Raw genomic sequence first — 21,730 nt, 5'->3', positions numbered from 1 at the left:
TCAGCGACAACCTGGCGGACTGAGCCCGGCGCCCGCCGGGCTCAGTCCGCCAGGTTGTCGCTGAGGATGTCGAGCACCTGGTCGTGCGTCGTCTGCGCGACCGCCCCCGACCGGGTGGCCACGACGCCGACCAGCGACTCCACGAGCACGGCCAGCGCGATCCGGGAGGTGCGCTCGAGCTCGTGCCGGAACGTGGTGGCGGCGGGCGCGACGACGAGCTGGACGTCGGCGAGCTCCCCCAGCGGGGACCCGCGGAACGACGTCACGGCGACGACGGTCGCGCCGCCCTGCCGCGCGGCCCTGGCCACCTTGAGGGTCGCCTCGCTGGCGCCGGACCCGCTGAGCACGACGCAGCCGTCGCCGGGCGCGAGGCCGCGGGCGGCGATCTGCTGCCCGATGGAGTCGGCGACGAAGTCGGCGGGCCGGCCGACGGCGGTGAGGCGCATCGCCATGTCGGTCGCGAGGGGCGCGGACAGCCCGTTGGCGAGCACCAGCAGCCGCCGGGACCCGGTGAGGACGTCGACGGCCCGCTCGACGGTGTCCTCGTCGAGGACCGCGGTGACCTGCGGCAGCGCGGCCGCGAGCGCGGCGATGTCCGCCCGCAGCCGGCCGAGGGCGCTCGACCCGTAGTCGACCTCCTGGTCGCGGTGGGCGAGCTCGGCGGCGAGCGCGACCCGGAGCTGCGGGTAGCCCGGGTAGCCGATCGCCTGGCAGGCGCGCACGACGGTCGACCGCCCGACGCCGACCCGGTCGGCGACCTGCTGGGCGGTGCTCTCCACGACCCGCTCGGGCTGGTGCAGCACCTCCTCCAGGACCCGGCGTTCGCTGGCGAGCACGGTGGGCAGCGCGGTGGCGATCCGCACCGTGGGGTGCGCGACGACGTCAGGGCTGGACGGCACGGGCACGGGCTCCCTCCATGATCCGGCGGCGCAGCGCCCCGGACGCGGCGTCGATCGCCACCGTGACCACGACGACCACGACGAGCAGGACGCCGACCGTCGACCACTGCCGGTACTGCGTGTAGGAGGTGAGCATGTCACCGATGCCGCCGACGCCGATGAGGCCGAGCACGGCCGACGACCGGACGTTGATCTCGAACCGGTACAGCCAGAACGACCCGAACGCGGGCAGCACCTCGGGCCAGACGCCCCAGCGCAGGACGTGGGGGCCGGACCCGCCGGCGGCGCGGACCGCCTCGACGGGGCCGCGGCCGATGCCCTCGATCGCCTCGTAGCCCCACTTGCCGAGGGTGCCGACGCCGTTGACGGCGAGCGCCAGCGCCCCGGTGAGCGGGGTGAGGCCGGTGACGGACAGGATGACGATGGCGATGATGATCTCGGGCACCGCGCGGATCACGGCGAACAGCAGGCGCAGCGCCCCGCGCAGGGGTGCCGGCCCGTGGCCGCGGGCGGCGAGCAGGCTGAGCGGCGTGGCGACCAGGATGCCGAGGACGGTGCCGAGCCAGGCCATCGCGACGGACCGCCAGGTCTGCCACAGGGCCTCGGGCAGCGCCGACCAGTCGGGGGCGCTGAACATGAGCCACAGGTAGCGGACGACCTCCGACGGCAGGTCGGCGAGCCGGTCCCAGGCGATGTCGACGGACCAGAACGCGGCGACGACGACCACGACGACGGTCGCGGACAGCGCGCGCAGACCGGGCCGGGCCGGGCGGGGCGGCGGCACGACGGCGCCGGCCAGGGTCCGACGGGCGGCGCCGCGCGCGGGCGCGGAGGCGGGGTCGGTCACACCAGCCTCCGGCGGGCGGCGCTGCTGACGGCCTCGAGGACGAGCACCACGACGAGGATCTCCAGGATGATGAGCGAGAGCTGGTCGTACCGGTAGAACGACCGCACGGCGTCGATGAGCAGGCCCATGCCGCCCGCGCCGACGAGCCCGAGGACGGACGACGCCCGGACGTTGAGCTCCAGGACGTAGAGCAGCTGGTTCCAGAAGCCGGGCATCATGTCCGGCACGGCGACCGAGCGGTTCACCTGGAGCTGGGTGCCGCCCGCGGCGCGGGCGGCCTCGAGGGCGCCGGTGTCGGCGGCCTCGAGCTGCTCGGAGACGAGCTTGACGACGATGCCGACGTCGAACAGCACGAGCGCGAGGATGCCGGGCAGCGCGCCGACGCCGACCATCGCGACGAGCACGGACGCGTACAGCAGGTCGGGCACGGCCCGCACGACGTTGAGCACGCCGCGGACGGCCCCGCGCAGGAGCCGGTGCGGGTTCGTGGTGCGCGCGGCCCACAGGCTGAGGGGGAGCGAGACGACGCCGGCGACGGCCGTGGCGACGACGGCCATCTGCAGCGTCTCCAGCAGCGGCTCGACGGTGCGCGGGAAGAACGACCAGTCCGGCTGGAGCAGCGCGACGATCTTGTCGGCGCCGTTCTGCCAGTTCCGGGCGAGCGCGCCGAGGTCGACCTCGACGCCGATCCCGGGCGCCAGTGTGAGCGCGGTGAGGGCGAGCACGGCGGCCCAGCCGGCGACGGCCCGCCACCGGCCGGCGGGGCGCCGCGGGGGCACCGGCGCGGGTCGCCCGGCACGCCCGGCGCGGACGGGCGTCGCGACGTCGGCGGCGCTCATGAGCCGAGCACGTCGTCGGGGCGGATCGACCGGCCGTAGATGTCCTCGAACACCCGGTCGCTGGCGTCGGCGGCGGGGCCGTCGTAGACGACCTGCCCGGCGCGCAGCCCGATGAGCCGCGTCCCGTACTCCCGCGCGAGGTCGAGCAGGTGCAGGTTCACGACCACGGTGATGCCGAGCTCGCGGTTCACCCGGCGCAGGTCCGACATGACGCCGTGCGCGGTGGGGGGGTCGAGGCTGGCGACCGGCTCGTCGGCGAGCACGGCGCGCGGCTGCTGGGCCAGCGCCCGGGCGATCGCGACGCGCTGCTGCTGCCCGCCGGACAGGTGCGAGGCGCGGTGCCAGGCGCGGTCGAGCATCCCGACCCGGTCCAGCGCCTCGTACGCGACGGCCCGGTCCTGCGCGGTGTGCGCGCCGAGCAGCGTCCGCCAGGTCGGCGCGTGCGCGACCCGGCCGACCAGGACGTTCTGCAGCACGGTGGCGCGGCCGGCCAGGTTGAAGCTCTGGAAGATCATGCCGACCTCGCCGCGCAGCGCGCGCAGCGCCCGGCCGCGGGCGGCGGTGACGTCGTGGCCGCCGACCTCGACGGTGCCGGAGGTGACCGGCACCAGGCCGTTGAGCGTGCGGATCATCGACGACTTGCCGGAGCCGGACAGGCCGACGACGGCCACCATCTCGCCCGGCTCCAGGTCGAGCGAGACGCCGTCGAGCGCGGTCACGCCGTTGGGGTACCGCACGACGACGTCCCGCATCCGGACGGGCCACGGCGCGGGCACCGCGACCTCCGAGGAGGTCGCGGTGCCCTGCGCGGCCCGGAGGCCGACGCTCACTGCAGGCCGAGCTTCTCGGCCGCGCGGGCGACGACGTCGAGCGACGCCGGGTCGGCCGGGGCGAGCGTGGAGATCGAGTAGATGTCCGTCAGGACCTGGGAGCCCTCCTCGGTGTTCGAGAAGTCCTCGAGCGCCGTGGTGATCCGGTCCTGCAGGTCCGGCGACAGCGAGGCCGCGAGCGCGACGCCGTCGTTCGGGATCTCCTCGGTGAGGGCGAACACGACGACCTTCTGGCCGACGTCCGGGGTGTCGCTCGCGACGATCGTGCGGGCGTCCCAGAACGAGAAGCCGACCTCGGCGTCGCCGTTGTAGACGGCGAGCACGGAGGCGTCGTTCGCGGTCACCGGCAGCTGCTCGATGTCGGAGTCGGTGTCGAGCCCGGCCTCCTGCAGCGCGAGGACCGGGTAGATGTAGCCGGCCGGCGACGCGGGGCCGAGGAGCGCCACCTTCGCGCCCTCGACCTTCGTGATCGAGTCCAGGCCCGCGGGGCCCTGCAGCGCGTCGGCGCCGTTGCAGAACAGCATGCCGTCGCGCTCGACCGGCTCGTCCTCGCAGTACTTGTCGGGGTTGTTGGTCATGAACTGCGCCGGGTACGAGATGTTGCCGTTGCGCTCGGTCTGCAGCACGACGCTGGCGTCGTACATGTCGGCGGCCTGCCACAGCTGCAGCGACGGCAGGAAGCCGATCTGCGCCTGGTCGGCGCCCATGGCCTCGACGGCCGCCTGGTAGTCCTTCGACACCACGCCGGTGACCTCGATGCCGAGCTCCTCGGTGAGGTAGTCGGTGAGGGGCTTCGCGGTGTCGACGAGGCCGTCCTGGTCCTGCGACGGGACCAGCGCGAGCGTGAGCGACGTGGGGTCGGCGGCGGTCTCGCCGGCCGACGGCGAGGCCTCGGCGTCGCCGGAGCAGGCCGACAGGGCGAGCGCGGCGACGGCCAGCAGGGCGGCGCCGGGCAGGACGTGCTTCGACATGGTCATCCTTCGGTCGTGACCCGGGCGGGGACCCGGGCGGGCTGGGGCTGGTGCTGGGACGGTGCGGTGCGCCCGTCCGCGCGGACCCACTCCCGGAGCGCGGGGTACAGCGCCGGCAGGTCGGGGACGGTCCACGTGGGGCGGGCCTCCGGCGGCGGGCGCCGGGAGACGAGGGCGGTCGCGTGACCGCGGGCGGCGACGGGCGCCAGGTCGTTGGCCCAGACGTCGCCGACGCTGAGCGCGCGCACCCGGCCGGCGGGGGCGACCCCGAACCGGTCGAGCACGGCCGCCATGCCGGCGGGCTTGCCGACCTCGGTGAGCACGGCGTCGAGCAGCCCGGTGAGGCCGAGCGTCGCGAGCGTCTCCGGGAGCCGGATCGCCGGGGCGTTGGTGGCGAGCACGACCGTGGCCTCGGTGCGCACCTCGGCGAGGACCGCGGCGAGCCCGGGCGGGGCGGACACCGGGGCGTCGTCGGTGCCGAGCGCGTGCCGGCTGGCGAGGTAGGCGGCCGACAGCGCGAGCGGCCCGACGCCGTGCTGCTCCGCGAGGACGCGGACCAGGTCGTAGCCGTCGAGCGGGAGCAGGCCGTCCGCGGACGCGCGGGCGGCGCGTCCGGCCGGGTCCGGCTCGCCGAGCCGCTCGACGGCGGCGGTCGTCTCGGCGAGGAACGCGCGGCGGGCGTCCGGGGCGAGGCTGGAGGCGGCGGCGCGGGCGTAGGCGTGCACCGGCCCGTGGCCGACGGCGACGGTGCCGTCGAAGTCGAGCAGGAGGAGGGTGTCGGTACGGCTCACGGATCGCCTGACGTGCGGGGGCGGGTCGCCCGGGGGTCGCGCCCGTCTGGACGCATCGTCCACGCTAGGGCTGCGTTCTGGACGAGATGACCACGCCCGCGTGAACGCCGGTGAACGACGGGCGAACACTCGGCGCGGCGCCGCACGGCCCGCCCCTGCCGGCACCGAGGCGGTCCGCGCCACCCGTAGCGTGCGGGCGTGCCCGACCACGACTCCCCCGCGGCGCCGGACCCGTCCCCGCTCGACGCGGTCGCCGTGCGCGCGCTGGACGCGGCCGCCCTGCGGGACCTCGACGCCGCCGCCCACGCCGCGGCGGACGACCCCGACCGCGCGCTGCGCCCCGACGGCCCGGTGGGCTGGCTGGCGGCGCAGGTCGACGCCGACCGCGCGCGCGGCACGCTCGGCCGGTGGGGCCGGTCGACCGTGGTGGACGAGCTCACCGGCGCGCCGGTGGTGCCGGAGCCGGTGCTGGCGTGGCTGCAGCGCCGCGCCGGGCTGCCGGTGGAGTTCCCCGGTGCCGACGCCGGCCTGGCCCACGTGTACGGCTACCTGCTGTCGACGGCCGCGACGCCGTTCGGGCGCAAGCGGGACCGGTGGACCGGCGGGACGCTGGCGGTCGCGCTCGGGCTGGACCCGCGGCACCTGCTGCCCTGGCACCGCCCGGACGGGCGGACGCTGCTGGAGCGGGTGACCGACGCGGTGCTGCCGGTGCTCGCCGACCCGGTCCCGGACGCGCTGCTGGTCCGGGACGACCCCGCCCCGGGGACGACCGACGCCCTGCGCACGGTGGTGGTCCGTGCGCAGGGCGTCGGGGGCGGGGCGCTGGTCTACGGCTGGGTCGGGCCGGGCGGCGTGCGCCCGGTCACCGCGTTCCCCGTCGAGGCGTCCCCGCGGTGGCTCCGCGAGACCGGGTCCCTCCCCCCGGTCCCGCGGTACAACGTGCTGCTGCCCTGAGGCTCAGCGGGGGCCGTCGGCCGGGTCCTGCGGCGTGGTCGGCGCCGCCGGCGGCTGCTCGGCGGAGCCCGGGTACGCCTGGGCACCGGGCGCCGGGTACGCCTGGGCACCGGGCGCCGGGTACGCCTGCGGGCGGGCACCGGGGAACGCCTGCGCGTACGCCGAGGGACCGTGCACCCGGGCGACCCAGTCCTCGCCCGGCATGAAGATCCACAGCAGCGGGTAGATCAGCAGCGGGCTCCCCGGCAGGACGACCAGCACGATGAGGAACAGCCACCGCATCGGCCAGGCGTCGATGCCGAACCGCCGCGCGAGGCCGGCGCAGACGCCGCCCAGGACCCGGCCGTCCAGCGGCCGAACCAGGCCGCTCCGCCACAGGGACTCGTAGATGCCGGTCATCGTCGTTCTCTCCCGTCGTGCTGCGCGTGCGCCGCGGTGCTCCGCGACACCCCCTACGGTGCCGGTCCCGCGCACGGCGCACATCCGGGGCTGACCCTGGCCGGACCCTGAACCGCACCCTGACCGGGCGGGCGGCACCCCGGCGGGCTCAGGCCCGTCGCACCCGCACGCCCGCGTCGGAGACCTCGAACCGCACGGCGGACAGGTCGTCGACCACGAGGTCCGGGTCGCCGTCCGGGCCCTCGGGCTCGGTGGTGCGCAGCGCGAGCACGGCGGCGCCGGCCGCGCGGCCGGACCGGACGCCGGACGCCGCGTCCTCGACCACGAGGCAGCGGCGCACGTCGACGCCGAGCCGGGCGGCGCCGGCGCGGTACGGCTCGGGGTCGGGCTTGCCGCGCTCGACGTCGTCGGCCGTGACCACGGTCGCGGGGGCGGGCAGGCCGACCGCACCGATCCGGGCGGCGGCCAGGCGCGCCCCGCAGGACGTCACCACGGCCGCGAGCCCGGCGTCGCCGAGGACCGCGAGCGCCTCGACCGCTCCCGGCAGGACCTCGATGCCCTCGGTGTCGGACACCTCCAGGTCGACCACCCGGGCCAGCGCGGCCGCGCGCTCGTCGGCGTCCCGGTCGGCGAGGAGCAGGTCGATGATGTCCCGCCCGGGGACCCCGTGGTACCGGAACGGCGCCAGGTCGTCGGTCGGCATCCGGAACTCCTCGGCCAGCCGCAGCCAGCACCGCTCGACCGAGCGGGTGGACGAGACGAGCGTGCCGTCCATGTCGAACAGGACGGCGTCGAACACCTCGTCGAGCACGTCACGCGCGGGTGCGGGGCGGGGGTCCGTGGTGGCGGTCGTCATGCCCCGAGCCTCGCACGCGAGTGCCGCGCGCAGGCACCTCAGCGCCACCTCAGGGGCACCTCAGCCGGATCCGCGGCGCCTCAGGGCCGCCTCAGGACAGGGGCCGCCCGGACCGGGGCCGCGGACTGGTCGGTCGACCGATCCGGCGCCCCGGGCCTCAGCGCGAGTGTGGTTCCTGCCGGGAGGGGCCCGGCACGCCACCGCCGGACCGGCGGGGGCACGCACCACGGGGAGACCGACATGGACACGATCTGGGGCCCGGCGCTCGACGCCGAGGTGGCGTACCGCCAGGAGGTCGTCCGCGCGGCCGTGCGCGGGTCGGACCTGGGCTGGCGCTGGCGCCGCGGCCACCGCGGCCGTCGCTGATCCGCCGAGGGCAGAAGGAGGGGACGCGTGTCGGTGGAGGCTGCGACCATCGACCTCATGAGCCGGTCGGTGGGACGCGCGCCCTTCGTCGCCCGCGACGAGGAGGTCGCCGCGCTGCTCGCGGCCGTCCAGCGGGCCGCCGCGGGCGAGCCGGGGCTGGTGCTGCTCGGCGCGGACGCCGGCGTCGGGAAGACCCGGCTGCTCACGCACACCGCGCGGCTCGCCACCGAGCGCGGGGCCACGGTCGTCATCAGCCACTGCGTCGACCTGGGCGAGATCGGGCTGCCGTACCTGCCGTTCGCCGACGCGCTGCACCAGCTGGTCGACGCCGACTGCCCGGGGGTGGCGGACGTGGTGGCCGCGCGGCCGGCGCTGCGCCGGCTGCTGCCCTCGGGCGTCGCGGGGTCGGCGGACCCGGTGCGCACCGGCGCGGACGAGCAGGCGGAGCGGCTGCAGCTGTTCGACGGGGTGGCCGCCGCGCTCGCCGCGGCGGGGACGCCGGAGCGGCCGCTGGTCCTGGTGCTGGAGGACCTGCACTGGGCGGACTCGTCGAGCCGGGACCTGCTGCGGTTCCTGGTCGCCCGGCTGCGGGCGGAGCCGGTGCTGCTGGTCGGCTCCTACCGCGCCGACGACCTGCACCGCCGGCACCCGCTGCGGCCCGTGCTCGCGGAGCTGGGCCGGCACCCGCGGGTCGAGCGGATCGAGCTGCCGCCGTTCACCCCGGAGGAGCTGCGCGCGTTCACCACGGGCCTGGCGGGGCAGCCCCTGCCCGAGGCCGCGCTGCGCCGGATCCAGCGCCGCTCCGAGGGCAACGCCTACTTCGCCGAGGAGCTGACCGAGGCGCGCGGCGCCGGGGCCGACCTGCCGGGGACGCTCGCCGACGTGCTCCGCGCGCGGCTGGAGACCCTCGACCCGGAGGTGCAGCGCCTGGTGCGCGCCGCCTCCGCGGCCGGCCGACGGGTCGCCGAGCCGCTGCTGCGCACCGTCGTCGCGGGCACGGCGGACGACCCGGGCCGGCACGCGGCGTTCGACGCGGCCCTGCGGGACGCCGTCGCCCACCACGTGCTGGTCGGCGAGGACCGCCGGATCGCGTTCCGGCACGCCCTGCTGGCCGAGGCCGTGTACGCCGACCTGCTGCCGGGCGAGCAGGTCGCGCTGCACCGGGACTACCTGCTGGCCTCGGCGGCGGACCCGTCGCTCGCCACCCCGGCCGAGCGCGCCCACCACGCGCTGCTCTCCCACGACAACCGGCTCGCGCTGCTCGCGTCCCGGGACGCCGCGCGGGAGGCGGGCCGGGTGCTGGCGCCGGCGGAGGAGCTGCGGCACCTCGAGACCGTGCTCCGGCTGTGGCCCGGCGTCCCGACCGCCGCCGAGGACCTCGGCGAGGAGCGGGTCGACGTGCTGCTCGCCGCCGCGGCGGCCGGCGGGCGGGCCGGACTCGGGGACCGCGCGGTGGCGATGGCGCGCGAGGCCGTCGCGGCCGTCGAGCCGCCGGGCGGGGACGGGTCGGACGGCGCCGGGGCCCGCCGGGTCGCGGCGCTGCGCACCACGCTCGCCCGGCACCTGCTCGGCGCCGAGCGGGTGGACGAGGCGCTGCGCGAGACCGACCGCGCGCTGGAGGCGCTGGCCGACCTGGACGGCACCCCCGACGCCGCCCGCGCGTGGGCGCTCGCCACGCACGCGCGCGCCGCGCTCAACAACGACCTGGACGACCAGGCGGAGGTGTCCGCCGCCGCGGCGGTGGACGAGGCGCGCGCCGCCGGGGCCGTGGACGCGGAGGCCGACGCGCTGATCTCGCTCGCGGTGCTCGTCGTGGACGACCGGGACCGGGCCGCCGACCTGCTGACCGTCGCGCTGCACCGCGCGCGGGACGCCGGGGACACCACCACCGAGCTGCGCTGCACCTACAACCTCGCGGCGAACCGGTACTACGCCGGCCGGCTGGACGAGGCCGCCGCGACGACCGCGGCCGGGCTGGAGCTCGCCGCCCGGTCCGGGCTGACCTGGAGCGCGTACGGCGTCGAGCTGCGGCTGTTCGCGGAGATCGTCCGGTACGCGCGCGGCGACCTCACCCCGCCCGCGCCGACCGCCGACCCCGGGCCGCCGCGCGCCGCCTCCGCCGTCGACGGCGTGCAGATGTACGCGGCGGTCGCGCGCGGGGACGCGGACGCCGCGGAGCGGGGGCTGTCCCTGCTGCACGGCCAGCACGACGACACGATGATCACGCTCATCGCGGGCGGCTGCGCCGTCGACGCGCTCACCTGGGCCGGCCGGCTGGACGAGGCGGTGGCCCTCGCGCACGAGCTCATCGACGAGATCAGCCGCGTGTGGTCCGACTACTTCCTCGGCGGCATCTGGCTGTCGGCGCTCGGCATCGCCGCGCTCGCCGACCAGGCCGCCGCCGACCGGCTCGCGGGCCGGGACCCGGCGCCCCGGCTGGACCTCGGCGCCCGGCTGCTCAACCGCGCGGTCGTCACCGCGGACCGCGGCCGGCCGCGCGGCGGGCAGCTCGGGCCCGAGGGGCGCGCCTGGCTGGCCCGGGCGCACGCCGAGCACGCCCGGCTGCTCGGCGTCGCCGACCCGGACGCCTGGGCCGCGGCCGTCACCGAGTTCGACTACGGCTACCGGTACGAGCTCGCCCGCACCCGGTGGCGGCACGCCGAGGCGCTGCTCGGCGCCGGCGACCGGGCGGCCGCGAGCACGGTCGCCGCCGCCGCGCTCGCCGAGTCCCGCGCGATCGGCGCCGCTCCCCTGGTCACCGCGGTCACCGACCTCGCGCGCCGGGGCCGGCTCGACGTGCCGGGCGTCGTCGCGGGCGGCACCGACGTGCTGACCGGCCGGGAGGCCGAGGTGCTGGCCCTGGCCGCCGAGGGCCTGAGCAACCGGCAGATCGGCGAGCGGCTCTACATCAGCGGCAAGACGGTGTCCGTCCACATGTCCCGCGTGCTGGACAAGCTGGGCGCCGGCGGACGGGCCGAGGCGGTCGCGATCGCGCACCGCAGGGGGCTGCTCGGCGTCTGACCAGCGGACCCACGCGCGGCGGTGATGCGGGTCACCCGGGTGAATCCCGGCCGTCCCAGGTGCGTCCCAGGATCCGGGCTTACCGTGGAGGGAGATCCGTGGCAGGGACCATCGCCGCGGCGCCCGACGACCGGCCGCAGACGGCCGGCCGCACCTCCCCCCGGAACGGCGCATGTCCACCCCTGAGAACCAGCCGCACCCCATCGTGCTCGTGCACGGCACCCGCACCTCGTCGAAGATCTGGGACGACCAGGTCCGCGCCCTCACCGAGGGCGGCCACCCGACGATCGCGATCGACCTGCCGGGCCACGGCACGCGCGCGCACGAGCGTCTGACGTTCGAGGGCGGGCTCGCCGCGATCGACGCCGCCGTCCGCGCCTGCGCCGAGCCGCCGCTCCTGGTCGGCCTGTCGCTCGGCGGGTACATGTCGCTCGCCTACGCGGCGCGGCACGAGGACCGGCTCGCCGGCGTCGTGCTGGCCGGCTGCTCCACCGACCTCAAGGGCAAGCCGCTCGGCGCCTACCGCCGCGCGTCCCGCAGGGTCGTGGACGCGCTCGGCCTGGGCGGCGGCACCTGGCACGTCGTCACCGACATGCTCAGCGCGCTGCACGGCTACACCCCCGTGCAGGACCTGCGCCGGCTGGCGCTGCCGGTGTGGCTGATCAACGGCGCCCGCGACCCGCTGCGGTTCGGCGCGCGGCGATACCTCGGGGCGCACCCCGGGGCGCGGCAGTGGGTGGTGCCGAACGCCGGCCACGACGTGAACAGCCACGCGCCGGTCGCGTTCAACCGGATCCTGCTGCACGTGCTGCGCGACCTGGCGCAGCGGGTTCCGTTCGCCGCCCCGCGCCTCGGCTGACCCCGGCGTCCGCCGCCCCCGGACGTCGGCCACCCGCCACAATGGCGGCATGACCTCGACCGACGACCGCCCCTGGGTCGCGCAGTACCAGCCCGGCGTGCCCGCCGACATCGAGCTCCCCACCGAGTCCCTGGTGGCGATGCTGGAGCGCTCCGTCGCCGAGGCGGGCGACGCACCGGCTCTCGAGTTCTTCGGGCGCCGCACCTCGTACGCCGAGCTCGGCGTCCAGGTCGAGCGCGCCGCCGAGGGCCTGCGCCGGCTCGGCGTGAAGCCGCGGGACCGGGTCGCGCTGCTGCTGCCCAACTGCCCGCAGCACGTCGTCGCGTTCTACGCGGTGCTCCGCCTGGGTGCCGTGGTCGTCGAGCACAACCCGCTGTACACCTCGCGCGAGCTCCGGCACCAGTTCGAGGACCACCAGGCCCGGGTCGTCATCGCCTGGGACAAGGCCGTCGAGCAGGTGCAGCAGTTCCCGGCGGACGTCGGCGTCGAGCACGTCGTGTCGGTGAACCTGCTCCGGGCGTTCCCCGTCGTGAAGCGCCTGGCGCTGTCGCTGCCCGTGCCGAGCCTGCGCGCGACCCGCCGGTCGCTCACCGCGCCGGCCCCCGGCACGACCCCGTGGGAGGACCTGCTGTCCCACGGCCCCCTGGACCCCGCGCACCCGCGGCCCGCCGTGACGGACCTCGCCGCCATCCAGTACACCTCCGGCACCACCGGGCGGCCCAAGGGCGCGATGCTCACGCACCTCAACCTGTACGCGAACGCCCTGCAGGGCGAGGCGTGGATGCACGGCGCCGAGTACCGCAAGGAGGTGTTCTACGCGATCCTGCCGATGTTCCACGCGTTCGGCATGACGCTGTACCTCACCTACGGGATCCGCAAGCAGGCGCTGATCGTGCTGTTCCCGAAGTTCGACACGACCCTCGTGCTGGACGCGATGAAGAAGTCCCCCGCGACGGTGTACTGCGCCGTGCCGCCGATCTACGAGCGCACCGCGATGGCCGCCAAGGAGCGCGGGGTGTCGCTCGCGTCCTGCCGGTTCTGCATCTCCGGGGCGATGAACCTCCCGGACGCCACGGTCGAGCTCTGGGAGTCGATGTCGGGCGGCCTGCTGGTCGAGGGCTACGGCATGACGGAGTCGTCGCCGGTGGCGCTCGGCAACCCGTTCCACCCGACGCGGCGGACCGGCACCATCGGCATCCCGTTCCCGTCCACCCGGATGCGCGTGGTCGACCCCGAGGACCCGACGACAGACGTCCCGCAGGGTGAGCCCGGGGAGCTGCTGCTGCACGGCCCGCAGGTGTTCGCCGGCTACTGGAACAACCCGGACGAGACGGCCGCGACCCTGCTGCCGGGCGGGTGGCTGCGCACCGGCGACGTCGTCACGGTGGACCCCGAGGGGTTCACCACCATCGTCGACCGCGCGAAGGAGCTCATCATCACCGGCGGGTTCAACGTGTCCCCGTCGGAGGTCGAGGCCGTGCTCCGCGGGCACCCGTCGGTCGCCGACGTCGCGGTGATCGGCAAGCCGCTGGAGCGCGGCGGGGAGATGGTGGTCGCGGCCGTCGAGCTGGCGCCGGGCGCCGCCCTCGACGAGGCGGCGCTGCGCGCGTACTGCCGGGAGCACCTCGCGGCGTACAAGGTGCCGCAGCGGGTCGTCGCCATCGAGGACACCCCGCGGTCGATGCTGGGCAAGGTGCTCCGCAAGCAGGTCCGCGAGCAGGTGCTCCCCCTGCTCTGACCGGCGCGCCGGGTGGCCCGCGCGCCGGCCACCCGGGCCCGACCCCTGGACGCCGCCCACCCCCGCCGGGCCGCGGTGCGACGATGTGCCCGCACGTCCGCCAGAGCCGGGAGACCCGATGATCCGCAGCACCGACCACATCCTGACCAGCCAGGCCGGCAGCCTCCCGCGCACGCCGGAGCTGATCGCCGCCAACGCCGCCCGCGAGGCCGGCCAGGACGCCGGGGACCACGCGGCCCTGCTCCGGGACGCCGTCACGGACCTGGTGCGGCGCCAGGTCGACCTCGGCCTCGACGTGCCGGGCGACGGCGAGTTCGGCAAGGCGATGACCAGCAGCATCGACTACGGCGCCTGGTGGTCGTACTCGTTCCAGCGGCTCGGCGGTCTGGAGCTGCGCGACGGCGCCAGCTGGATCTTCAAGGACGTGCAGTCCGGCCCCGGCGACGTCCGGGTGACCGGGTTCGGCCGCCGCCGCGACCGCGCCGCGTTCGAGGAGGCGTACGCCGACCCGACCAGCGGCGTGTTCCACGGCGGCGACCCCAAGCCGTTCCCGACCGCGGTCGCGCCGGTGACGTACACCGGGCAGGAGGCCGTGGCCGAGGACGTCGCGAACCTGCGGGCGGCGCTCGACGCCACCGGCGCGAAGGAGGGCTTCATCACGTCCATCGCGCCGGCGTCGGCCGCCCGGATGGACAACGAGTACTACGCGACCGACGAGGAGTACGTCTGGGCGCTCGCCGACGCGCTCCGCGAGGAGTACGTCGCGATCGTCGACGCCGGCCTGGTGCTGCAGATCGACGACCCGTCGATGGCGGAGAACTGGGACCAGATCACCCCGGAGCCCACGGTCGAGGACTACGTGCGGTTCACCGAGATCCGGGTCGAGGCGCTGAACCACGCGCTGCGCGGGCTGCCCGAGGACCAGATCCGGTACCACCTGTGCTGGGGCTCCTGGCACGGCCCGCACACGACCGACCTGCCCATGAAGGACATCGTCCGGTCGATGCTCAAGGTCAACGCGGGCGCCTACTCGTTCGAGGCCGCCAACGTCCGGCACGAGCACGAGTGGCGGGTCTGGGAGGACGTGCAGCTGCCCGAGGGCAAGCTGATCCTGCCCGGCGTGGTGTCGCACGCGACCAACGTCGTCGAGCACCCGGAGCTGGTCGCCGACCGGATCGAGCGGTTCGCGCGCCTCGTCGGCCGGGAGAACGTCGTCGCGGCCACGGACTGCGGCCTGGGCGGGCGGATCCACCAGCAGATCGCGTGGGCCAAGCTGGAGACGCTGGTCGAGGGCGCGCAGATCGCCACGAAGCGCCTCTGGGCCTGACGCCCGCGCCACGCGCGACGGCCCGGCACCCCGAGGGGTGCCGGGCCGTCGCGCGTCCGGGGCGGGCCCGGTCAGCCGGTGTTCTGCAGACCCGCGGCCACGCCGTTGACGCTCAGCAGCAGCAGCCGCTTGTTCTCCTCCACCAGGTCCTCGGACTCGCCGGTCCGCAGCGCGCGCAGCGCCCGGATCTGCAGCAGCGACAGCGCGTCCACGTAGGGGCTGCGCAGCTGGACGGCCCGACCGAGGATCCGGCGGCGGGACAGGATGCGGTCCGAGCCGGTGATCGCGAGCACCCAGTGCCGGGTCAGCGCCATCTCCTCGAGCACGAGCCGGGCCAGGTCGTCCCGGTCGCCCAGCGCGAGGTAGCGCTCCGCGAGCCGGTCGTCGGTCTTGGCCAGCGACATCTCGACGTTGTCGATCATCGTGCTGAACAGCGGCCACTCGGCGTACGCGGCCTGGAGCTCGGCGAGGTCGCCGACCGACTCCAGCGCGGTGCCGAGGCCGAACCAGCCGGCGAGGTTGGTCCGGGCCTGCGACCAGGAGAACACCCACGGGATCGCCCGGAGGTCGTCCAGCGACTCGACGGACAGGCCGCGGCGCGCCGGGCGGGAGCCGATCGGCAGCAGGCCGATCTCCTCCAGCGGGGTCACCTGGGCGAACCACTGCGGGAAGCCCGGGGCGCGGACCAGCTCGTAGAACCGGGTCCGGGACGACGCGTCGAGCGCGGACGCCAGGTCGGCGAACCGGGCGGTGGCGGCGGCGTTGCGCTGCTCCGTCGACGGGGCGCCGGCCAGCAGCGTCGCCGCGGCGACCTGCTCGATGTGCCGCGCGCCGATCGTCGGGTTCCCGTACCGGGCGAAGATGACCTCGCCCTGCTCGGTGAGCTTGAACCGGCCGTCGACCGAGCCCGGGGGCTGGGCCAGCACGGCGCGGTTGGCCGGGCCGCCACCACGGCCGAGGGCGCCGCCGCGGCCGTGGAACAGCGTGAGGCTGAGGTCGTGCTTCGCGGCCCACTCGGCGATCCGGCTCTGCGCGACGTCGAGCGCCAGCGTCGCGGCCACCGGGCCGACGTCCTTGGACGAGTCCGAGTAGCCGAGCATGACCTCGACCCGCCGGCCGTTCTCCGCGAGGCGCTGCTGCACGGCGGGCAGCGTGAGCATCGACTCGAGGATGTCGACGCTGGCCTCGAGGTCCGCGAACGTCTCGAACAGCGGGATCGCGTCGATCACCGGGCGGGTCGCCGGGTCCGGGAACACCAGCTCGGCGAGCTGGTAGACCGCGGCCAGGTGCTCCGGCGCCTGCGTGAACGACACGATGTACCGGCGGGCCGCCGCGACGCCGTACCGGCGCTGCACGGCGCCGATGGCGCGGTAGGTGTCGAGCACCTCGACCGTGCGCGGCTCCAGGTCGCCGTCCAGGCCCTTGGCCTCGACGTCCGCGAGCGCGGCGGCGTGCACCTGGGAGTGCTGGCGCACCTCGAGCTCGGCCAGGTGGAACCCGAAGGTCTGCACCTGCCAGATGAGCTTCTGCAGGTCGCCGAACGCGACGCGGGTCGCGCCCGCGGCCTCCAGGGAGCGCTGCACGACGTCGAGGTCGGCCAGCAGCTCCTCCGGGCCCGCGTACGACAGGTCCGCGTCCCGGCGCCGGGTGGCGGCGATCCGCTCCGCGACCATCCGCAGCGCGCGGCGGTGCGGCTGGTGCCGCACCTCGGCGGCGGCCTTGGTCGCGGCGTCCTCGGAGAGGTCCCGCTGCCGGTGCCACAGCGCGGTGAGCTCCGCGCTGGCCGGGGTGCCGGTGTCGTCGAGGGTGAGCTTCGCGGAGATCTTCCGCGCCGAGTCCTCCAGCGCGGTCAGCACGTGCTCGCTGGCCAGCGCCGCGGCGGCCCGGGTCACCTCGGCGGTGACGTTCGGGTTGCCGTCGCGGTCGCCGCCGATCCACGAGCCGAGCCGCACGAACGGGCGGACCGCCGGCTCCCGGCGCCCCGCGCCCTCGCCGGACAGCCAGTCGTCCAGGCGGCGGTACACGGTCGGGAACGTGTCGAACAGCGTGGTGTCGAAGATGTTCATCACGGTGCGGACCTCGTCCAGCACCGTGGGCTTCTGCGCCCGCAGCGGCGACGTGCGCCACAGCGTGTCGATCTCCTCGAGGATGCGGCGGTCGTTCTCCGCGCGGGAGGTGCCGCCGGCGGCCAGCGCGTCGCGCTCCGCCAGCAGGTCGGAGATGCGCCTGATCGCCCGGGACACCGAGCGGCGGCGGGCCTCCGTCGGGTGCGCGGTGAGCACCGGGCGGAACTCGAGCTCCTGCAGCCGGCGCACGGCCTCGTCGCGGCCGACCTCGCCGGCCAGCGCCTCGACCGCCGCGGGCAGCGAGTCGTCCTGCATCAGCTCGCCCGCCGGGAGCTCCGCCTCGCGGGCGCGCAGCACCCGGACGCGGTGGTGCTCCTCGGCGAGGTTCGCCAGGTGGAAGTAGCACGTGAAGGCACGGGCGACCTGCTGCGCGCGCTCGATGGAGAAGGAGTCGACGAGCTCCTCCGCCTCCGTGAGCGCGGTCAGGTCCTGCTCGTCGTGCGCGCGGATGGTCAGCGCGCGGACGCGCTCCACGTCGTCGAACAGGTCGTCGCCGCCGGACTCGCGGATGACGCGGCCGAGGAACTCGCCGAGCATCCGGACGTCGTTGCGCAACGGGTCGGGGACCTCGTGGCGCGCGAGGCCACGGCGGGCCTCGAGCGAGGGCTGGGGGTCGGTCACCGGTCAAGCGTAGGTCAACCGTCCGACGCACGAGACGCGTGTCCGCCTGTCGGTTACCCGGTCCGCCGACCGGACGCCTGGGCCCCATGTCCTGCACGCCGGGCGCAGGAGTCTAGGCTCGGTGGCAGTGCCCGCGGCCGCCCAGCGACCGGGCGGGCAGCAACCCCCGATGATCCGGGCCGCCGAGGTCCGGGCGGAAATGAGGTGCGGTGAACGCGAAGGCTCCTGTGGCCCAGCAGGTCGGCTGGACCGAGCTCGACGTCAAGGCCGTCGACACGGTGCGTGTCCTGGCCGCCGACGCGGTGGAGAAGGTCGGCAACGGCCACCCCGGCACGGCGATCAGCCTGGCCCCGGCGGCGTACCTGCTCTACCAGAACGTGCTGCGGCACGACCCGGCCGACCCGCAGTGGCTGGGCCGGGACCGGTTCATCCTGTCGGCGGGCCACTCGTCGCTGACGCAGTACATCCAGCTCTACCTGGCCGGCTTCGGCCTGGAGCTCGAGGACATCGAGGCGCTGCGCACCTGGGGCTCGAAGACCCCGGGCCACCCCGAGTACAAGCACACCAAGGGCGTCGAGATCACCACCGGCCCGCTGGGCCAGGGCATCTCCTCCGCGGTCGGCTTCGCGATGGCGGCGCGCCGCGAGCGCGGCCTGCTCGACCCCGAGGCGGCCCCGGGCACCAGCCCGTTCGACCACTTCGTCTACACGATCTGCTCCGACGGCGACCTGCAGGAGGGCGTGTCCTCCGAGGCGTCGTCCATCGCCGGCACCCAGAAGCTCGGCAACCTCATCGCGATCTGGGACGACAACCACATCTCGATCGAGGGCGACACCGAGATCGCGTTCACCGAGGACGTCGTCAAGCGCTACGAGGCCTACGGCTGGCACGTGCAGTTCGTGGACTGGACGGAGGGCGGCGAGTACACGGAGAACGTGGACGCGCTGCACGCCGCGATCGAGGCCGCCAAGGCCGTCACCGACCGCCCGTCGTTCATCGGCCTGCGCACGATCATCGCCTGGCCGTCGCCGACCAAGCAGAACACCCACGGCTCGCACGGCTCGAAGCTCGGCACCGACGAGGTCCGCGGCCTCAAGGAGGTCCTCGGCTTCGACCCGGAGAAGTCCTTCGACGTCGACCCCGAGGTCATCGCGCACACCCGCAAGGCCCTCGAGCGCGGCGCCGCCGCCAAGGCCGAGTGGACGAAGGGCTTCGACGCCTGGCGCGAGGCCAACCCGGAGCGCGCCGAGCTGCTCGAGCGCCTGCGCGCGGGCAAGCTGCCCGCCGGCTGGGCCGACGCGCTGCCGACCTTCCCCGCCGGCAAGGCCGTCGCCACCCGCGCCGCCTCCGGCGAGGTGCTGTCCGCCCTCGCGCCGGTGCTGCCCGAGCTCTGGGGCGGCTCCGCCGACCTCGCCGGCTCGAACAACACCACCATGAAGGGCGAGCCGTCCTTCATCCCCGCCGAGCGCTCCACGCACGAGTTCGCGGGCGACCAGTACGGCCGCACGCTGCACTTCGGCATCCGCGAGCACGGCATGGGCGCGATCCTGTCCGGCATCGCCCTGCACGGCCTCACCCGGCCGTACGGCGGCACGTTCTTCACGTTCTCCGACTACATGCGCGGCGCGGTCCGCCTGGCCTCGCTGATGGGCGTGCCGGCCATCTACGTGTGGACGCACGACTCGATCGGCCTCGGCGAGGACGGCCCGACCCACCAGCCGGTCGAGCACCTCACCGCCGTCCGGGCCATCCCGGGCCTCGCGGTCGTCCGCCCCGCCGACGCCAACGAGACGGCGCACGCGTGGAAGGCGATCCTCGAGCGCACCGACGGCCCCGCCGCGCTCATCCTCACCCGGCAGAACGTCCCGACGTTCCCCCGCGGCGAGGAGGGCTTCGCGTCCGCCGAGGGCGTGGCCCGCGGCGCGTACACGCTGCTCGAGGCGTCCTCCGGCACGCCGGAGGTCATCCTCATCGGCACCGGCTCCGAGGTGCAGCTGGCCGTCGCGGCCCGCGAGACCCTCGAGGCCGCCGGCGTCCCGACCCGCGTGGTCTCGGCGCCGTCGCTGGAGTGGTTCGCCGAGCAGGACGAGGCCTACCGCGAGTCGGTGCTCCCGTCCTCGGTGAAGGCCCGCGTCTCCGTCGAGGCCGGCATCGCGCTGTCCTGGTGGAAGATCCTCGGCGACGCCGGCCGCGCCGTGTCGCTCGAGCACTACGGCGCCTCGGCGGCGTACGAGACGCTGTACGAGGAGTTCGGCATCACGGCGGACGCGGTGGTCGCGGCGGCGCACGAGTCGATCGCGGCGGCCCGCGGCGGCTCCGCCCCGGCCTCGGACGCGAGCGCCCCGAGCGAGAGCGGCACGGGCGACCAGCTCTGACCCCGCGCTGACCCGCCGGGACGGCCGGGCACCCCACGGGGGTGCCCGGCCGTCCTGCGTCCCGGCGCCGACCCCGCCGAGTGGGCAGTCGATGTCCCTTCGCGGGACCGTGAGGGGACACCTGCTGCCCGCTCGGCGCAGAGAGGGCTCGGAGCGGGCGCGGGACGTAGGTCCCCGGCGCCGCGGGGGCGCGGCGGGGAGGGTCGGAGGTGTGAGCGTGCGGCAGACCCCGGTGTACTTCTACTCGTCCGCCTCCGGGCTCGTGCGGTCGTTCGCGGAGCGGCTGGACCGCCCCGTGCTCGACCTGTCGGTCCGCGAGGTCCGGCAGTCGGAGGCCGACGGGCCCTGGGTGCTGCTCACGCCGTCGTACAAGACGGGCAACGAGGCCAACGACACCATCCCCGAGGCGGTGCGCCGGTTCCTGCGCTCCCCGGTGAACCGCCGCCGCCTGGTCGGCGTGATCGGCAGCGGGAACCGGAACTTCGGCCGGTACTACCAGCACGCCGCGCGGGACGTCGCGGCCCGGTCCGGCCGCCCGGTGCTGTTCGAGTTCGAGATCGCGGGCACGCCCTGGGACGTCGAGGAGTGCCGGCGGATCCTCGCGGACCTGGACGCCGCGCTGGCCGCGGGCGGCGCGACCCCCGCCGCCTGAGGCCCCGGGTCGCCGCGGGAGGGGTGCGCGCGTCGGCGGTCGGCCCTAGCGTGACCCCCATGAGCCCGTCGAAGGTGCCCGCCGAGGAGATCGAGGTGCGCGGCCGCACCGTGCGGGTCTCCAACCCCGACAAGGTCTACTTCCCCGACCGCGGCCTGACCAAGATCGACGTCGTCCGGTACTTCGTGAGCGTCGGCGACGGCATCCTCGGCGCGCTGCGCGACCGCCCGACGACGCTGGAGCGCTGGCCGCGCGGCTGGTTCGAGGGCGCGAAGCTGTCGACCCGCATGGACAACAAGGGCGACGCGTTCTTCCAGAAGCGGGTCCCGCAGGGCGCGCCGGACTACGTCGAGTCGACGACGATCACGTTCCCGTCCGGCCGTACCGCCGACGAGGTGACGCCGACCGAGCTCGCCGTCGTCGCCTGGGCCGCGAACCTCGGCACGCTGACCTTCCACCCGTGGCCGGTGACCCGCGCCGACGTCGAGGCGCCGGACCAGCTCCGGATCGACCTCGACCCGCAGCCCGGCACGACCTTCGACGACGCCGCCCGGGTCGCCCCGCACGTGCGGGAGATCCTCGCCGAGCACGGGCTGACCGGGTTCCCGAAGACCTCCGGCGGCCGCGGCATCCACATCTTCGTGCCCATCGAGCCGCGCTGGTCGTTCACGCAGTGCCGCCGGGCGACGATCGCGCTGGGCCGCGAGCTCGAGCGCCGGCTGCCCGGGCAGGTCACGACGAAGTGGTGGAAGGAGGAGCGCGGCGAGGCGATCTTCGTCGACTACAACCAGATGGCCCGCGACCGCACGATCGCGTCCGCGTACTCCGTCCGCCCGAACCGCCGCGCCACCGTCTCCGCGCCGCTGCGCTGGGAGGAGGTCGCCGACGTGCACCCGGACGACTTCGACGTCACGACGATGCCCGCGCGGTTCGCGGAGGTCGGCGACCTGTTCGCGCCGCTGGTCGCGCGCACCGCGCCCGCCGAGGGCACCGACGCGGTCGCCCCCGGGGTGCTGGACGGGCTGCTGGAGCTGGCCGCGAAGGACGAGCGGGACCACGACCTGGGCGACCTGCCGTACCCGCCGGAGTACCCGAAGATGCCGGGCGAGCCCAAGCGGGTGCAGCCGAGCAAGGACCGCGACCGCCCGAAGGAGCCGGCGGAGGACTGAGGGCACGGGCCGGGAACCCGGCGGCCGGCCCGGGCGTTGACCCCGCTCCCGGACCGACGACACCCGAGGAGCCCGCCGTGCCCGTCCCCG

18 protein-coding genes are annotated in these 21,730 nt (G+C 75.7%); 9 read left to right on the top strand and 9 right to left on the bottom strand.

The features are described 5' to 3' along the window. Positions 1-41: 41 nt before the first annotated feature. The 6 genes from G6556_RS06880 to G6556_RS06855 form a co-directional block, all read right to left on the bottom strand. The gene (locus G6556_RS06880) at positions 42-905 is read right to left on the bottom strand and encodes a MurR/RpiR family transcriptional regulator (protein WP_346774765.1); all 864 of its coding nucleotides are present in this window, start codon (positions 903-905) and stop codon (positions 42-44) included. Continuing rightward, positions 883-1,683 carry a phosphonate ABC transporter, permease protein PhnE gene (gene phnE, locus G6556_RS06875; RefSeq protein WP_346774766.1) on the bottom strand — a complete coding sequence of 267 codons (801 nt, stop codon included), beginning with the start codon at positions 1,681-1,683 and terminating at the stop codon, positions 883-885. Before phnE (G6556_RS06875) ends, G6556_RS06880 begins: the two co-directional genes overlap by 23 nt. A 59-nt stretch (positions 1,684-1,742) precedes the next feature. After that, positions 1,743-2,585, bottom strand: a complete 843-nt coding sequence (gene phnE, locus G6556_RS06870) for a phosphonate ABC transporter, permease protein PhnE (protein WP_166939758.1) — start codon at positions 2,583-2,585, stop codon at positions 1,743-1,745. Next, complete coding sequence (gene phnC / locus G6556_RS06865; protein ID WP_166939768.1) at positions 2,582-3,337, bottom strand: phosphonate ABC transporter ATP-binding protein; 756 nt, start codon at positions 3,335-3,337, stop codon at positions 2,582-2,584. Before phnC ends, phnE (G6556_RS06870) begins: the two co-directional genes overlap by 4 nt. A gap of 74 nt (positions 3,338-3,411) precedes the next feature. Beyond that, positions 3,412-4,392 carry a phosphate/phosphite/phosphonate ABC transporter substrate-binding protein gene (phnD, locus tag G6556_RS06860; RefSeq protein ID WP_166939756.1) on the bottom strand — a complete coding sequence of 327 codons (981 nt, stop codon included), beginning with the start codon at positions 4,390-4,392 and terminating at the stop codon, positions 3,412-3,414. Continuing rightward, the gene (locus tag G6556_RS06855; protein ID WP_205693139.1) at positions 4,389-5,177 is read right to left on the bottom strand and encodes a hydrolase; all 789 of its coding nucleotides are present in this window, start codon (positions 5,175-5,177) and stop codon (positions 4,389-4,391) included. The genes phnD and G6556_RS06855 overlap by 4 nt, the downstream gene beginning before the upstream one ends. A 198-nt stretch (positions 5,178-5,375) precedes the next feature. Here G6556_RS06855 and G6556_RS06850 point away from each other — a divergent pair, with 198 nt between their 5' ends. Further along, a complete protein-coding gene (locus tag G6556_RS06850) occupies positions 5,376-6,131 on the top strand; it encodes an amino acid deaminase (RefSeq protein ID WP_166939754.1) in 756 nt (251 codons plus the stop codon). A 3-nt stretch (positions 6,132-6,134) separates the two neighbouring features. On the opposite strand, the gene G6556_RS06845 is transcribed toward G6556_RS06850, so the two are convergent. Together G6556_RS06845 and G6556_RS06840 are read right to left on the bottom strand one after the other, a co-directional pair. After that, positions 6,135-6,530, bottom strand: a complete 396-nt coding sequence (locus G6556_RS06845) for a PspC domain-containing protein (RefSeq protein ID WP_166939752.1) — start codon at positions 6,528-6,530, stop codon at positions 6,135-6,137. Between the two features lie 148 nt (positions 6,531-6,678). Then, entirely contained in the window at positions 6,679-7,386 is a 708-nt protein-coding gene (locus G6556_RS06840) for an HAD-IA family hydrolase (RefSeq protein WP_166939750.1), read from the bottom strand. Between the two features lie 240 nt (positions 7,387-7,626). Between G6556_RS06840 and G6556_RS19885 the strand changes: the two genes are divergently transcribed. From G6556_RS19885 to G6556_RS06820, 5 genes are all read left to right on the top strand, one after another. Beyond that, positions 7,627-7,752: a hypothetical protein gene (locus tag G6556_RS19885; RefSeq protein ID WP_277344694.1), complete on the top strand. Its 126-nt coding sequence runs from the start codon at positions 7,627-7,629 to the stop codon at positions 7,750-7,752. A gap of 27 nt (positions 7,753-7,779) precedes the next feature. Beyond that, complete coding sequence (locus G6556_RS06835; protein ID WP_346774764.1) at positions 7,780-10,773, top strand: AAA family ATPase; 2,994 nt, start codon at positions 7,780-7,782, stop codon at positions 10,771-10,773. A 172-nt stretch (positions 10,774-10,945) separates the two neighbouring features. Continuing rightward, complete coding sequence (locus G6556_RS06830) at positions 10,946-11,632, top strand: alpha/beta fold hydrolase (RefSeq protein WP_205693138.1); 687 nt, start codon at positions 10,946-10,948, stop codon at positions 11,630-11,632. Positions 11,633-11,681: 49 nt separating this feature from the next. Continuing rightward, entirely contained in the window at positions 11,682-13,370 is a 1,689-nt protein-coding gene (locus G6556_RS06825) for a long-chain-fatty-acid--CoA ligase (RefSeq protein ID WP_166939748.1), read from the top strand. 118 nt (positions 13,371-13,488) lie between these two features. After that, positions 13,489-14,697 (top strand): cobalamin-independent methionine synthase II family protein, encoded by a 1,209-nt coding sequence (locus G6556_RS06820; protein ID WP_166939746.1) that lies wholly within the window; start codon positions 13,489-13,491, stop codon positions 14,695-14,697. A 71-nt stretch (positions 14,698-14,768) separates the two neighbouring features. Here G6556_RS06820 and G6556_RS06815 read toward each other — a convergent pair whose 3' ends face one another. Beyond that, positions 14,769-17,444, bottom strand: a complete 2,676-nt coding sequence (locus G6556_RS06815) for a phosphoenolpyruvate carboxylase (protein ID WP_346774763.1) — start codon at positions 17,442-17,444, stop codon at positions 14,769-14,771. A gap of 209 nt (positions 17,445-17,653) precedes the next feature. Here G6556_RS06815 and tkt point away from each other — a divergent pair, with 209 nt between their 5' ends. The 3 genes from tkt (at position 17,654) to ligD (ending at position 21,640) form a co-directional block, all read left to right on the top strand. Continuing rightward, positions 17,654-19,819, top strand: a complete 2,166-nt coding sequence (gene tkt / locus G6556_RS06810) for a transketolase (RefSeq protein ID WP_166939744.1) — start codon at positions 17,654-17,656, stop codon at positions 19,817-19,819. Between the two features lie 217 nt (positions 19,820-20,036). Continuing rightward, positions 20,037-20,471 carry a class Ib ribonucleoside-diphosphate reductase assembly flavoprotein NrdI gene (gene nrdI / locus G6556_RS06805; protein WP_166939760.1) on the top strand — a complete coding sequence of 145 codons (435 nt, stop codon included), beginning with the start codon at positions 20,037-20,039 and terminating at the stop codon, positions 20,469-20,471. A 59-nt stretch (positions 20,472-20,530) separates the two neighbouring features. Next, positions 20,531-21,640, top strand: coding sequence for a non-homologous end-joining DNA ligase (ligD, locus tag G6556_RS06800; protein ID WP_166939742.1), 1,110 nt, complete (start codon positions 20,531-20,533; stop codon positions 21,638-21,640). Positions 21,641-21,730: the final 90 nt, after the last annotated feature.

This window comes from Cellulomonas sp. IC4_254 (genome assembly GCF_011603975.1).
In the GTDB taxonomy this organism is placed as follows: Bacteria; Actinomycetota; Actinomycetes; order Actinomycetales; family Cellulomonadaceae; genus Cellulomonas.
This window is presented reverse-complemented; position numbering and strand designations above follow the sequence as displayed.

What these genes read in the sequence shown, in the direction of transcription:
- G6556_RS06845 (WP_166939752.1), bottom strand. Translation starts at nt 6,530, where the DNA reads ATGACCGGCATCTACGAGTCCCTGTGGCGGAGCGGCCTGGTTCGGCCG.
- G6556_RS06825 (WP_166939748.1), top strand. Translation starts at nt 11,682, where the DNA reads ATGACCTCGACCGACGACCGCCCCTGGGTCGCGCAGTACCAGCCCGGC.
- G6556_RS06840 (WP_166939750.1), bottom strand. Translation starts at nt 7,386, where the DNA reads ATGACGACCGCCACCACGGACCCCCGCCCCGCACCCGCGCGTGACGTG.
- G6556_RS06830 (WP_205693138.1), top strand. Translation starts at nt 10,946, where the DNA reads ATGTCCACCCCTGAGAACCAGCCGCACCCCATCGTGCTCGTGCACGGC.
- ligD (WP_166939742.1), top strand. Translation starts at nt 20,531, where the DNA reads ATGAGCCCGTCGAAGGTGCCCGCCGAGGAGATCGAGGTGCGCGGCCGC.
- phnC (WP_166939768.1), bottom strand. Translation starts at nt 3,337, where the DNA reads ATGCGGGACGTCGTCGTGCGGTACCCCAACGGCGTGACCGCGCTCGAC.
- phnE (WP_166939758.1), bottom strand. Translation starts at nt 2,585, where the DNA reads ATGAGCGCCGCCGACGTCGCGACGCCCGTCCGCGCCGGGCGTGCCGGG.
- G6556_RS19885 (WP_277344694.1), top strand. Translation starts at nt 7,627, where the DNA reads ATGGACACGATCTGGGGCCCGGCGCTCGACGCCGAGGTGGCGTACCGC.
- G6556_RS06820 (WP_166939746.1), top strand. Translation starts at nt 13,489, where the DNA reads ATGATCCGCAGCACCGACCACATCCTGACCAGCCAGGCCGGCAGCCTC.
- phnD (WP_166939756.1), bottom strand. Translation starts at nt 4,392, where the DNA reads ATGACCATGTCGAAGCACGTCCTGCCCGGCGCCGCCCTGCTGGCCGTC.